Genomic DNA, 13,733 nt, shown 5'->3' with positions numbered 1-13,733 from the left:
ACAACAGGGCGCATTTCGCGCCCTGTTGCCAACCCATTGAGTTCATATTCCGAACGTTACAAGGCCATTCTCATCGATGGCCCAGGCTGGGTTCCATGCAATTTCCCAGGCGTGATCGTCAGGATCGGCGACATAGCCGCGAAAACCACCATGGCTCGGCGCGTCAGCCGAACGCACCAGCTTGCCACCAGCCCCAACCAACCGGTCCATCAGTGGCGCGACATCCGTTTCCAGTTCCACATTATGTGCAAGAGAAAATGCGCCGGGCTGCTGGAGGCCTTTGCGGTTCATATCGGTTTCGAGCGAAGCTTTCAGGAAGGTTCCGAGAACGAAACCGTTCATCTGATAGAAGATGATTTCTTCATTCTCGAAAACAGGCACCCAGCCGAAGCCCTGCGTGTAAAAACGACGTGAGCACTCGAGGTCGGCGATACCAATTGTAATGACGGAGATCTGCTGTTTCATAACCAAGACCTTTTGTTCTCCAATGCACCATTGCATCGGAGTGTAAGGTCAAGGGACTCAACGCATTTGCCGAAATGAAAACAATTGCGAAGGCCAGGACCCGCTTTACAACGGGGATCGGGCTAACCGCACCGACCTCTCCTTTTTAGACCCGGAATGAATAGCACATTCCGGGACGTTTTCAAAAACATATGGGGAAGGTTTTGTGTCAGCGTACCGAACCGACGAGGAGATTGTCCGGGCCTTCGATGGTGACCCAGCGACCGGTATCGTTGGCTGCCTGACGCTTCAGATAAGTATAATCGGTCTCGTTCCAGCGCATAACTTCATCGGTCAGATTGTCGAGAACGAAATCACCGCGATCCGTGCGAACGGTGAGGACTGCATGACCTTCGCCGTCCGGCTTGCGAACGACAGTGATCAGAAGATCCGTGATCGGAATGCCGGCCTTCTGCAATTCACGCTGCTTCAGCAGGACGTAATCTTCGCAGTCACCAACGGTCGTCGGGTAAGCCCAGTATTCCTCGACGCCATAGATTTCCATGTCGGTCATCGGCTTGATACGTTCATTGACCGAAAGATTGATCTCGACGATGCGCTGCCAGTTAGAATGGTTGAGCTGCAGTGCGCGGGTGTCGCGACTGGTGATGCCGCATTCCTTGGCTTCGCGCTTGCAGAATTCATAATGTCCAATCGGCTGCGAGGTCAGCTTGCCGGTCTGCATGAAGTCGCCGGAGGCGGCTTGTGCACCAAAGCTTGTCATCAGCAGCGAAACTGCAAAACCGGCGACTGCCATAATCTTTGTGGTCGAGCGAACAACGCAAAACATACTCAACGCCCTTTGGCTCTCGCCAGTTACTCATTTGTTAACGAAACGTTAATGTCTGAAATACTCTGGAGTCAATTCAGTTCATCTTGGGGTCGCCGGACTTCTTAATTAATGGTTAACGCGGGTGGCGCCAAAAATTGCAATTATTGATTGAATTTAGCGGCTGAGCGGAACCGATCAGGCGGTAAAAATCACTCATAATTTTGCCACGGTCCGGGCGCTTGTCTTTTGCCTCGAATAAGCCAATGTTGGTGCCGACCGGATCGTAACGATCCCTTTGCAAAGGCCAAAAGATGACAGGCGCAACGACGCGCAAGGCCACGGCAGACGACATAGATGCGCTCCTGCGCATCGAGGAGCGCTGTTTCGAGGCAGACCGGATTTCTCGCCGTTCATTTCGCGCCCTCATCGCACGACCAACCGCAGAAACCATTGTTGCAACAATGGATGGCGCGGTCATCGGCTATGCGATGATTCTTTTCCGTCATGGCACCGCGCTTGCGCGACTTTACTCGATAGCCGTCGACCCGGAGGCCAAGGTCAAGGGCGTCGGCTCTCTTCTGTTGCAGGCGGCGGAAACGGCAGCTTACGACCACGACCGTCCGTTGCTGCGGCTGGAAGTGCGCGAGGATAATGAACGCGCCATCGCGCTTTACAAGCGGCATGGCTACCGCCCCATTGGACGCTATCTCGATTACTACGCTGACCATTCGGATGCGCTGCGTTTCGAAAAGACGGTTCGCGGTGATGTTTCGCCCATCACAGCCTTTCCCTATTACGAGCAGACGACTGATTTTACCTGCGGAGCGGCCTGCCTGATGATGGTGCTTGCCCGGCACAATCGGGAGACGCAGCTCGACCCCGTGCTGGAAGTCCGCCTTTGGCGCGATGCGACGACGATCTATATGATGTCGGGGCCGGGCGGTTGCGAACCTTTCGGGCTTGCCGTCGCCGCGCATGAGCGTGGTCTGAAAGCATCGATCATCGTTTCCATCGAGGACATGCTTTTCCTGCAATCGGTGCGTTCGGAAGAAAAGCGCAAGGTGATGCAACTGGCGCAGACCGATTTCCGCCAGCGTACAGAAGCCTATGCAATTCCGGTGGATTATCGCGGTTTCACGCTGCACGACATTCTGGCTGCCTTGCGCCGTGGGGCGGCAGTGATCGTGCTGATCAGCGGTTATCATATGTTCGGCAAGAAAGTGCCGCACTGGGTGCTCGCCCATGGCGAAGATGGGCGGCATATTCTCATTCATGACCCCTGGGTGGAGGAAGAACTCGGCGAAACCATTGCCGATGCTGCAAATGTCCCTGTTCCCTTCCACATTTTCGACCGCATCGCACGGTTCGGCAGTGATGGGCTCAGGGCGGCCGTTATTCTGGAAAAAAGGACGGATTGATGACGATCTGCGTCATTCTGGTAGGGCGCCTCTCGGATATCGACAATGGGGCGACGCCGCACAAGGTCATGACCACGCGTGACTATCTCGCGCATCCCGCTCTCTTCAACGGGCAGCTGCGCCCGCGCATCATCAACCTGTCGCGCTCCTACGCCTATCAAAGCCGTGGCTATTACGCTTCGCTTCTGGCTGAAGCGCGGGGGCATCGCATCATCCCCTCTGTGGAAACGATGATCGATCTGTCGGAACGGCGACTTTATGAAAACGCTATTCCCGAACTCGAAGACATGCTGAACAAGGCGCTCGGCAAGCATCCGGAAAGGGCGCCCGAAACAATCCACGTGCATTTCGGTCTTGCCGATAATCCCGAATTTGAACGGTTCGGACGGCTGCTCTTCGACTGGTTTCGCGCGCCGTCGCTGGAAGTCACGGTCAAGCCGGGTGAATGGGCGCGAATCCAGAAGATCGGCTTTGCGAATATCACCAAGTTTACCAAAGCACAGAAGGAACGCTTCGAGGACGCGCTTGATCGCTATACCCAGCGTGAGTGGCGCGCCGCGCGCCCAAAGGTGCCAGCGCGCTATTCCTTCGCAACGCTGTGCGATCCGAAGGAAGCTATGCCGCCCTCGACCGTTTCAACGCTGAAGCATTGGGCAAGAATCGCAGCCCGGCTCGGGGTGGAAGTGGAACCGATCGGCAAGCGCGATCTGCCGCGGCTTGCCAACTATGACGCACTGTTCATCCGTGAGACGACATCGATCTCCAATCACACCTACCGTTTCGCCCGGCGGGCGCAACAGGAAAACATGCCAGTCATCGACGATCCGATTTCCATGATCCGCTGCACCAACAAGGTTTATCTGCACGAACTGATGCAGGCGAACGACGTGGCGGTTCCGCCGACGGTGATGATTGCGGGTGAGGAGGATCTGGAGCGCGCCGCCGATATGCTCGGCTTTCCGATGGTCATCAAGATACCGGATTCGTCATTTTCGCGCGGCGTGAAGAAGGTGAAGGATTTTGCCGAACTGAAAGCGCTCGCCACTTTATGGCTGGAGGACAGTGACCTCCTGCTGGCGCAGAAATACATGCCGACGAAGTTCGACTGGCGTGTTGGCGTTCTCGACGGAAAGCCGCTTTTCATCTGCCAGTACATGATGGCCAAGAACCATTGGCAGATCGTCAAGCACGATACGGGCGGCAAGCCTCTGGAAGGCGGGTTTCGTTCCTATGCGCTGGGCGATGCGCCGCCATCGGTTCTGGAAACCGGACTACGCGCGGCACGCTGCATCGGCGACGGACTCTATGGCGTCGATCTGAAGGAAACGGACGATGGCGTGGTGGTGATCGAGGTCAACGACAATCCCAATCTTGAACACGGGATCGAGGATGCCGCCGAAAAGGACGAGGTCTGGATCAAGCTGACCCGCTGGTTCACCGACCGGCTGGACCGGAAATAGGCATGTCACCCAAAAGTGGGAACCGGTTTTGGGGCAAGGAAATGCCGAAAACAATTCGATGGAGCATTTCTAACGATCGAACTTAGATCGGAAATGCTCCATATCCAGCAGTCGGACGAAATGTCGCCGAAATCAAAGCGGCGTAAAGCAGACCTTGGTGTGTCCCGCGCCGATGAAGCCAAGGCGGCCCGCGGCACCCTTCGACAGGTCGAGGACGCGTCCCTTGATGAACGGGCCGCGATCGTTGATGCGCACGACGAGTGACTTGCCGTTTCTCTGATTGGTAACCTTGACCTTGCTGCCAAGCGGCAGGGTGCGGTGTGCTGCGGTCAGGCCGGCCGGGTTCATACGTTCACCCGAAGCCGTACGGGAAGTGAGGGCGTACCAGGAGGCACCGCCGCATTGCTGTGCTGAAGCCTCGATTGCGGTGGTCGCGAGAAGACCGGTTGCCGCAACGGCGAGCATAGCCATACGGGTCTTGAAAGTCATGCCAGATCCACTAGTTGTTAACGGGGTGTCCCACAGTTGTCGCTGAGAAAGACAGTCGCGAACTGGAATCTAAATGTGGCGCTGACGTGGTTCGAATGAGAACATTATGCGATAATTGAATCTATATCGCATCGGGAAAATCATCCTATACTAAACGTTGTTTATTTAATCAGATAAACATAACTAAGGAATATTAGGAAAGATTCTGTTTGGTTGCTGTAATACCGTTTACGATTCGTTAGGAATCTGCGGCAGCCTTCGCTGCACCTTGTTTTCGCGCATTGATTGCAAGAAGAACTGCTTACCCGGACGGAGGTTCGGTGCGATTGCGTTGCAATTTTTATTTGTAGAACAAGTTTTCATCCTGAGTGGCGAAGTTAAGGAAATAAGGCATTTCGGGGGCAAAACTGCAATTTATGACTGTGTTTCACAATTCCTTATCGGTCTCAAAAAGTTATCCACAGGGGCTGAAAGGCAGTGGGATGACATTTCTTTGACCGCTGTGAACCTGCACGAAAGCGCCAGAATCCTGTTATAAGCGTCCAGATCAGACGATGGAACGCCATGCAGGACCACCCGGAAAAAGACAGGATCGAGACCGCTTCGCCAGCAATTTCGGCGGGTAAGCGGATACTCTATCTTTGCCTCGGCTTCCTTATGCTGGCACTTGGTATCATTGGTGCTTTCCTGCCGGTCATGCCGACAACGATCTTCATCATTTTTGCCGCGTGGTTCTTTGCACGATCATCGCCGAAGCTTGAGGCTCGCCTGCTTGCCGATCAGCGTTTTGGTCCTCTGGTCATAAAATGGCGTGAGCGTGGAGCCATTCCGCCACGTGCAAAGCTCTATGCCTGTCTTGGTATGACGGTCGGTTATGGCCTGTTCTGGTGGGGCGTGAAACCCGGCTGGCTGCTGGCAACATCGGTAACTGTTTTCATGCTCGGCTCGGCTGTTTACGTGCTTTCGCGTCCGAGCGAATAATGGCTTCAACCACACCAGCGATCGCGATAAGAGTGGCCGAAACCACCATGGGAGCCGCCAATGTCCTTGCCTGCCGTCAATCCGCTGATTAATCGCCTTTCCGCGCCGCCCATTCCAGCGGTACAGGCCTGGGCGCGGGATTATGACGGGTCGCGTGGTGCTCTGATTGATTTGTCGCAAGCTGTTCCCGGCTATCCTCCGCATCCAGACATGCTGCACTTTCTCGGCGAGGCAGCCGGATCGGTCGCCTCTGCCGGTTACGGTCCGATTGAGGGCGAAAAGGTTCTGCGCGAAGCCTATGCTGCGCATGTCGGACAGCTCTATCGCGCGCAGATCGACGCCTCCAACGTCCATATTACATCCGGCTGCAATCAGGCCTTTATCGCTGCCATCATGTGTGTGGCGCAAAGTGGCGATAGGGTGCTGACCACCGATCCGTTCTATTTCAACCATCGTTCATCGCTGGAAATGCTCGGCATCGCTTCAGGTTCGGTGCCCTGCCACGCCCAGAATGGTTTCATCCCAAGCGCGGAAGATGTCCGGGCTGTGCTTCGTCCGGGTATTGCGGCGCTGGCGCTTGTTTCCCCGAACAACCCAACCGGGGCGATTTATCCGGCGGGACTGTTATCGGAAATCTATGCTCTCTGCCGTGACAATGGAACATGGCTCATTCTGGACGAGACCTATCGCGATTTTATGGCCGATGCCAATGAACCGCCGCATCGGCTTTTTGACGAGGCGGACTGGTCGTCGCATCTGATCCAGCTTTACAGCTTCTCAAAATCGTTCTGCATTCCGGGGCACCGGCTTGGTGCGATTGTCGCGGACAAGGCGATGGTCGAGAGCGTTGCAAAAGTCATGGACAATCTGCAGATATGCGCAAGCCGCGCGCCACAGATCGCGGTCGCACGCGCCATCGAGCCGTTGACCGGCTGGCGTGACGATAATCGCGGCGAGATTGCAAGGCGTGCCTCTGCATTGCGGTCGGTCATGGCCAATATCGAAGGCTGGCATGTGGAAGCAATTGGCGCCTATTTCGCTTTTGTGCGTCATCCTTATCCGGATGCCTCATCGGTCGAGGTGGCCGAGCGCCTTGCGAAGTCACTCGGCATCATCACCTTGCCGGGCCGGTTCTTCGGTGAAGGACAGGAAGCGTTTCTGCGCTTTGCCTTCGCCAATGTCGATGTTTCGGGGATTGAAGATCTCGGTGCGCGTTTGCCGCATTTTTAAAGCCCGAAATATTTGCCGGTTCAAGGCACGGCAAAACCCCACAAAATCACTGGCAAGCGGCTCTGATACAAACCTGTAACAATAGTGTCATATGAATGTAATATAGAGCGCGTAGAGGGCTAACGACGCCACATCGTCATATGTCTTTTACAACAGGAGCCGCAGCTCATGAACAAGATGATTTCCTCGACCGCAGCGCTTGCCATCGCTGCCGTTATGTCGGTTTCCGCCGCTCAGGCGCGCGATCAGATTCAGGTTGCCGGTTCCTCGACCGTTCTGCCTTATGCGAAGATCGTCGCCGAGACCTTCGGTGAAACCTTCCCGAACTTCAAGACGCCGGTTGTTGAATCGGGCGGCTCGGGCGCAGGCATCAAGGAATTCTGCAAAGGCGTCGGTGAAAACACCATCGATATCGCCAATGCATCGCGCGCCATGAAGGACTCGGAACTGAAGTCGTGCATCGACGCTGGCGTCAAGGATGTTCAGGAAGTGCGCTTCGGCTATGACGGCATCGTCTTCGCGACCGACGCCAAGGGTCCGGATTGGAAGCTGAAGCCGGAAGATGTCTACAAGGCTCTCGCAGCCAAGCTCGTCGTCGACGGCAAGCTGGTCGACAATCCGAACACCAAGTGGAATCAGGTCAACCCGAACCTTCCGGACTGGGACATTGCTGCCTATATCCCAGGCGAAAAGCACGGCACCCGCGAAGTGTTTGAAGAAAAGGTTCTCGCCGACGGCTGCAAGCACTCCGGCGCTCTGGACGAAATCAAGAAGACCGGTCTTGACGACAAGGCTGCCGCTTCCGCCTGTATCGCAGTGCGCAAGGACGGCAAAGCTGTCGACATCGACGGCGATTATGCCGAAACGCTCGCCCGCATCGACTCCAACAAGACCGGCGTTGGTGTATTCGGCCTCTACTTCTTCGAAAACAACGCTGACAAGCTGAAGGTTGCGACCGTCAACGACATCACCCCTTCGGCTGAAACCGTCGCTTCGGGCGAATATCCGGTGTCGCGTCCGCTGTTCTTCTACGTGAAGAAGGCTCACCTCGGCGTTATCCCGGGTCTGAAGGAATATGTTGAGTTCTTCCTGAATGACCAGATGATCGGTCCTGACGGCCCGCTCGCCGAATATGGTCTGGTTCCGGCTCCGGACGCAGAACGTGAAGCACAGCGCGCCGCCTTCACCGAAGGCAAGACGCTGGCTGCGAAGTAAGTTTTAATCTGTGGAACGCGGGGATGACGAATCTCCGCGTTCTTCTCCTTTCGCGCCTTTGCACTATGACAGGCGCATCCGCGTGGAACGGTATGGGTGGAAGCTGCACCTCAAAACCGTCCGCATTCATCAGGGCAACCGGGGAAATTGAATGTCCTTCTTTCTGGTTCTCGTCAGTATCGTTGCAATCGGGCTGATCGGATTCTTCATAGGCCGCCAGCGTGCCGTTGCACTGGACAAGGCGCAGTCTGCTTCCGCAAAAGCCTCGCCGACCGAGAAAATGCATTCCCGCCCGCATTATCATGGCTGGTGGGTTTTCCTCGTTTCTGCATTGCCTGCGATTCTGTTTCTCGCTGTATGGGCCGTTGGAACGTCGGTCTATCTCGATCACAGCGCGACCGCCCGTCTGCCGGATGCTATCGAGGACGGCTCCTTCACCAATCGCAGCCTACAGCTTGGCATGGTGCGTGGTCTGGCCAACGGGCTTGACCGGCTGACGCCTGCCGAACTGGAAAGCTTCCCGGCAAACTATCAGGATGCTCGCGCCGTTCTTGCATCCAAGGGCGTGGCGCTCGCGACTGAAGGCCAGGATTACATGGTGCCTATCGCGCTTTACCTGAAAAAGGCAACGGCGCTGACACACACCATCGGTTCGGCTGTTTCCTTGGTGATCGCCATCGCAGGTCTGATCTTCGGCCTTTCCACGATCAGCCGCCGCATGCGTGCACGCAATAATGTCGAGCGTATCGTTCTCTGGGGGCTGATCGCCGCATCCGGTATCGCCATTCTGACGACCGTCGGCATCATCTGCTCGATGTTGTTCCAGACGATCAGTTTCTTCCAGTCAGTCTCGCCGTGGGAGTTCTTCTTCGGCACTGTATGGGACCCGCGCTTTGCCGCCGCTGGCTCGGGTGGTGAGACAGGCCAGTTCGGTCTCATTCCGCTTCTGGCTGGTACACTTTACATCGCCCTTGTGGCCATGCTGTTCGCTGTTCCAGTCGGCTTGTTTTCGGCCATCTACATGGCAGAATATGCGTCGCCCCGAGTGCGCACGATCGTCAAGCCGGTCCTTGAGCTTCTGGCCGGTATTCCCAGCATCGTTTACGGTTTCTTCGCCCTTGTGACAGTCGGGCCCTTCCTGCGCGATCTCTCGATTGCCATTGCAGGCGGTCAGGGCTTCATCATGGCGCAGAGCGTTCTGACCGCTGGTCTCGTCATGGGCGTGATGCTGATCCCCTTCGTGTCCTCGCTCTCCGATGACATCATCACAGCCGTGCCGCGGACATTGCGCGACGGTTCGCTTGGTCTTGGTGCAACCCGCTCCGAAACCGTCAAACGTGTTGTCCTTCCTGCCGCTTTGCCCGGAATTGTCGGCGCGCTTCTGATGACCGCATCCCGCGCCATCGGCGAAACCATGATCGTGGTTCTTGCCGCCGGTGTTGCGGCACGCATCAACATCAATCCTTTCGAGGCGATGACCACCATCACGGTGAAAATCGTCAACCAGCTCACCGGCGACCTTGAGTTCAACTCGCCGCAAACGCTGGTGGCCTTTGCACTCGGCATCACGCTTTTCGTCCTGACGCTGATCATGAACATCTTTGCGCTGCATATCGTGCGCAAGTACCGGGAGCAGTACGAATAATGACCGATACGACCTTCAACGCCAGCGACGCCACGGCACAGCCGACGCGCCGCGATATCGGACTGAAACGCCGCTACGCTGCCGAACGTCGCTTCCGCTATTACGGTATTGCTGCGATCGCCATCGGCGTGTTCTTTCTGTGCGCGCTTCTCTTCTCGGTGTTTTCCAAGGGCTATACAGCCTTCTGGCAGACGACGCTTTATCTGCCGGTCAAGCTTGAAGAAAAGGTGATTGACCCGGGCAACAAGCGCGCGACCGATCCGAATGTGCTGATCACGGCCAATTATCCGCTGCTGGTGCGCAATGCATTGGCCGAAAAACTGGGTGTTGCTGCGACAGACCGTCCGGCAATGCGTGATCTGGGCCGCTTCTATTCCGACGGCGTGCGCATTCAGCTGCGCAAGATGGTGATGGACAATCCATCGCTCATCGGCACGACGCAGACCGTTCCTGTTCTGGCCGGCGCCGACATCGATTCTGCCTTCAAAGGTCAGATTGACCTTTCCGTGCCGGAGACGAGCCGTAAGGTTTCTGACCGTCAGGTGGGCTGGATGAAGATGCTTTCGGAAGAAGGCGTCATGAAGGAGGCCTTCAATACAGGTCTCTTCACCTTCGGTGCCTCCAGCCGTCCGGAAACCTCCGGTCTCGGCGTCGCGCTTGTCGGTTCGCTCTACATGATGCTGATCGTTCTCGGTCTGTCGCTGCCTATCGGCGTCGCCGCTTCAATCTATCTGGAAGAGTTCGCCAAGAAGAACCGTTTCACCGACATGATCGAGGTGAACATCAACAACCTGGCAGCGGTTCCGTCCATCGTGTTCGGTCTGCTCGGGCTTGCTGTCTTCATCAATTTCTTCGGCCTGCCGCGTTCGGCGTCACTGGTCGGTGGTCTGGTGCTGACGCTGATGACGCTTCCCACCATCATCATCGCGACCCGCGCCGCCCTTCGCGCGGTGCCGCCGTCGATCCGCGCTGCGGCCCTCGGTCTTGGTGCATCGAAAACACAGATGGTGTTCCACCACGTCCTGCCGCTTGCCGCACCCGGCATCCTGACGGGAACGATCATCGGCCTTGCCCATGCGCTTGGTGAAACCGCACCGCTTCTTCTCATCGGCATGGTGGCTTTCGTCGCCGACGTGCCGTCCACGCCAATGGATCCAGCGACGGCATTGCCTGTACAAATCTACATGTGGGCGAATGAAGCAGAACGCGCCTTTGTGGAACGCACGTCAGGCGCTATCATCGTCCTGCTTCTGTTCCTTGCCGTGATGAATATTGCAGCAATCATTCTGCGCCGCCGCTTCGAGCGCCGCTGGTAAACGGGAGTCGAAAGCTATGAACCTGATGACTGAACGATCTCTCGAGAAAGCCGTAGGAGAAAAGATGAACGCCAACGCCAATTCCATAAAGATGCGCGGCGACAAGGTTTGCGTATTTTATGGCGAGAAGCAGGCGCTGTTTGACGTCGATCTGGAAATCCAGGAAAAGATGGTCACGGCGCTGATCGGCCCTTCGGGTTGCGGCAAGTCTACCTTCCTGCGTTCGCTTAACCGCATGAACGATACGATCGAAGGCTGTAAGGTCGGTGGCAAGATCACGCTCGACAATGAAGACATCTACGATCCGAAGATCGATGTCGTCGAACTGCGCGCCCGCGTCGGCATGGTGTTCCAGAAGCCGAATCCGTTTCCGAAGTCGATTTATGAAAATGTCGCCTACGGCCCACGCATTCACGGTCTCGCCCGCACCAAGGCCGATCTTGAAGAAATCGTCGTGACGAGCTTGCAGAAGGCGAGCTTGTTCGAGGAAGTGAAGGATCGTCTGCACGATGCGGGCACCGGTCTTTCGGGCGGCCAGCAGCAACGTCTTTGCATCGCACGCGCGATTGCGGTGAGCCCGGAAGTCATTCTCATGGACGAACCGTGCTCGGCGCTCGACCCGATTGCGACCGCGAAGGTGGAAGAGCTGATCGACGAACTGCGCCAGAACTATACGATCGTGATCGTCACGCACTCCATGCAGCAGGCCGCGCGTGTTTCGCAGCGCACCGCCATGTTCCACCTCGGCAATCTGGTCGAAGTGGGTGACACGGAAACCATGTTCACCGCGCCGACCGAAAAGCGCACGCAGGACTACATTACCGGACGCTTCGGCTGATCCGGAACTGCGCTTCAACAGATAGACAGTGCGGCTTCCCCGCAATTTATATTACGAGGTCTACTATGCCGTCTCAGCATACCGTTCGCTCCTACGACGAGGAATTGAAGTTTCTCTCCCATAAGATCGCCGAAATGGGCGGACATGCGGAACGTATGGTCGAGCAGTCGGTCGCCGCTATCGTCAATGCGGACAATGCGCTCGCACAGCGCGTCATCTCCGACGATCTCATTCTCGATGCCAGCGAGCGCGAGATTGACGACAAGGCTGTGATGATTATCGCCAAGCGTCAGCCCATGGCTGTGGACCTGCGCGAGATCATTGGCTCGATCCGCATTTCTGCCGATCTGGAACGCGTGGGCGATCTGGGCAAGAACATTGCCAAGCGCGTTGCCGCCGTTTCGGAATCACGCCAGCCGGTAAAGCTTTATCGCGGGCTCGAAACACTCGCCGAGCTGGCGCTGACCCAGCTCAAGGATGTTCTCGACGCCTATGCGTCGCGCTCGGTGCAGCAGATCAATGTCGTTCGCGACCGCGACGACGAGATTGATGCCATGTACACGTCACTGTTCCGCGAGCTGCTGACCTACATGATGGAAGACCCGCGCAATATTTCCGCCTGCACGCATCTTCTGTTCTGCGCAAAGAATATCGAGCGTATCGGCGATCACGCGACCAATATTGCGGAGACCGTCTACTACATCGTGACCGGCCTGCAAATGCCGGCCGAACGACCCAAGGAAGACCTGAGCCACGGTATTGTCGTGGATGAGGCGCGTAAACCCTGAACTGCAGCCGACCGGACCACGGTCTGGCGGTTGAGAATGAGTGAATAGCGCGGCGGCACGCGGTCGATTGGGGGGATTGTATCCACCGCCCGCCGAATTTGGATAGGGAAATACTGGATGTCACAGGCACCCAAAATCGCTGTGGTAGAAGACGAAGAGGCGCTGAGCGTTCTTCTTCGCTATAATCTTGAGGCAGAGGGCTACCAGGTCGATACAATGCTGCGCGGCGACGAAGCCGAGATCGCCTTGCGCGAGAACGTACCGGATCTGCTCATTCTGGACTGGATGTTGCCGGGCGTATCGGGCATTGAGCTTTGCCGTCGCTTGCGCCAATGGCCGGAAACCGAACGCCTGCCCATCATCATGCTGACGGCACGTGGCGAGGAAAGCGAACGTGTTCGCGGCCTGAGCGTCGGTGCGGACGACTATGTCGTGAAGCCATTTTCGACGCCGGAACTGCTGGCGCGCGTCAAGGCGATGTTGCGCCGGTCGAATCCGAGCATTCTTTCGCACGTGCTGAAAGTGGGCGACCTGGTTCTCGACCGCCAACAGCATCGTGTCTATCGCAAGGAAAAGGAAGTTCGTCTCGGACCAACGGAATTCCGCCTGCTCGAATATTTCATGATGTCGCCCGGTCGTGTCTTCTCACGTAGCCAGCTTCTGGATGGCGTTTGGGGACCGGACATCTATGTCGACGACCGCACGGTGGACGTCCATGTCGGACGGCTGCGCAAGGCGATCAATGTCGGTCGTGCGCTCGATCCGATCCGCACCGTTCGGGGTGCGGGTTATTCTTTCGGGTGACCGCTGCGGTCATCTCGGCGTCAGGAACTGAACTTGTCCGACCCACCACGGTATCCGTGGCGGGTCGTTTTTTGTTTAAGACCCAGCTTTGCAAGGTGCGGATCGTGCTCGCCCGATTCGCATTGCAACAACCCGAAACGGGTCTCAAAAGTATGATCTCACGCGATGTTACAAATCTGTTGTCAAAGTTGACAAAGAGCAATGGAACCGGCCTGGAAGCAGAAATTCTGCAGAAGATTTGAAACACCACGAATGTGTATGCAAAAAAAGTAC

At 56.5% G+C, this 13,733-nt stretch carries 13 protein-coding genes; 10 read left to right on the top strand and 3 right to left on the bottom strand.

Features of this window, described 5'->3' with window-relative positions:
* Positions 1-42: 42 nt before the first annotated feature.
* Together OANT_RS04030 and OANT_RS04025 are read right to left on the bottom strand one after the other, a co-directional pair.
* The gene (locus OANT_RS04030) at positions 43-465 is read right to left on the bottom strand and encodes a VOC family protein (RefSeq protein WP_012091017.1); all 423 of its coding nucleotides are present in this window, start codon (positions 463-465) and stop codon (positions 43-45) included.
* 208 nt (positions 466-673) lie between these two features.
* Entirely contained in the window at positions 674-1,294 is a 621-nt protein-coding gene (locus tag OANT_RS04025; protein ID WP_012091016.1) for a transglutaminase-like cysteine peptidase, read from the bottom strand.
* Positions 1,295-1,587: 293 nt separating this feature from the next.
* On the opposite strand from OANT_RS04025, the gene OANT_RS04015 reads away from it, so the two are divergent.
* Both OANT_RS04015 and OANT_RS04010 read left to right on the top strand, forming a co-directional pair.
* Complete coding sequence (locus OANT_RS04015) at positions 1,588-2,694, top strand: GNAT family N-acetyltransferase/peptidase C39 family protein (protein WP_012091015.1); 1,107 nt, start codon at positions 1,588-1,590, stop codon at positions 2,692-2,694.
* Entirely contained in the window at positions 2,694-4,154 is a 1,461-nt protein-coding gene (locus tag OANT_RS04010) for a RimK family alpha-L-glutamate ligase (RefSeq protein WP_012091014.1), read from the top strand. Before OANT_RS04015 ends, OANT_RS04010 begins: the two co-directional genes overlap by 1 nt.
* A gap of 132 nt (positions 4,155-4,286) precedes the next feature.
* Here the strand turns inward: OANT_RS04010 and OANT_RS04005 are convergent, their stop codons facing one another.
* Complete coding sequence (locus OANT_RS04005) at positions 4,287-4,643, bottom strand: septal ring lytic transglycosylase RlpA family protein (RefSeq protein ID WP_010657747.1); 357 nt, start codon at positions 4,641-4,643, stop codon at positions 4,287-4,289.
* Between the two features lie 564 nt (positions 4,644-5,207).
* Here OANT_RS04005 and OANT_RS03995 point away from each other — a divergent pair.
* The 8 genes from OANT_RS03995 (at position 5,208) to phoB (ending at position 13,460) form a co-directional block, all read left to right on the top strand.
* The gene (locus tag OANT_RS03995; protein WP_012091012.1) at positions 5,208-5,624 is read left to right on the top strand and encodes a YbaN family protein; all 417 of its coding nucleotides are present in this window, start codon (positions 5,208-5,210) and stop codon (positions 5,622-5,624) included.
* 66 nt (positions 5,625-5,690) lie between these two features.
* Entirely contained in the window at positions 5,691-6,854 is a 1,164-nt protein-coding gene (locus OANT_RS03990; RefSeq protein WP_040130031.1) for an aminotransferase, read from the top strand.
* 168 nt (positions 6,855-7,022) lie between these two features.
* Positions 7,023-8,069, top strand: a complete 1,047-nt coding sequence (locus OANT_RS03985) for a PstS family phosphate ABC transporter substrate-binding protein (protein ID WP_012091010.1) — start codon at positions 7,023-7,025, stop codon at positions 8,067-8,069.
* Positions 8,070-8,220: 151 nt separating this feature from the next.
* Positions 8,221-9,714 carry a phosphate ABC transporter permease subunit PstC gene (gene pstC / locus OANT_RS03980; protein ID WP_010657752.1) on the top strand — a complete coding sequence of 498 codons (1,494 nt, stop codon included), beginning with the start codon at positions 8,221-8,223 and terminating at the stop codon, positions 9,712-9,714.
* Positions 9,714-11,030, top strand: a complete 1,317-nt coding sequence (gene pstA, locus OANT_RS03975) for a phosphate ABC transporter permease PstA (protein ID WP_012091009.1) — start codon at positions 9,714-9,716, stop codon at positions 11,028-11,030. The genes pstC and pstA overlap by 1 nt, the downstream gene beginning before the upstream one ends.
* A gap of 64 nt (positions 11,031-11,094) precedes the next feature.
* Positions 11,095-11,868, top strand: coding sequence for a phosphate ABC transporter ATP-binding protein PstB (pstB, locus tag OANT_RS03970; RefSeq protein ID WP_010657754.1), 774 nt, complete (start codon positions 11,095-11,097; stop codon positions 11,866-11,868).
* Positions 11,869-11,933: 65 nt separating this feature from the next.
* Entirely contained in the window at positions 11,934-12,656 is a 723-nt protein-coding gene (gene phoU, locus OANT_RS03965; protein WP_010657755.1) for a phosphate signaling complex protein PhoU, read from the top strand.
* A gap of 117 nt (positions 12,657-12,773) precedes the next feature.
* Entirely contained in the window at positions 12,774-13,460 is a 687-nt protein-coding gene (gene phoB, locus OANT_RS03960; RefSeq protein WP_006468130.1) for a phosphate regulon transcriptional regulator PhoB, read from the top strand.
* Positions 13,461-13,733: the final 273 nt, after the last annotated feature.

It is taken from the genome of Brucella anthropi ATCC 49188 (assembly GCF_000017405.1).
GTDB lineage: Bacteria > Pseudomonadota > Alphaproteobacteria > Rhizobiales > Rhizobiaceae > Brucella > Brucella anthropi.
Note: the sequence above shows the minus strand (reverse complement) of the source record. Positions and strands in the feature narration are given on the sequence as shown.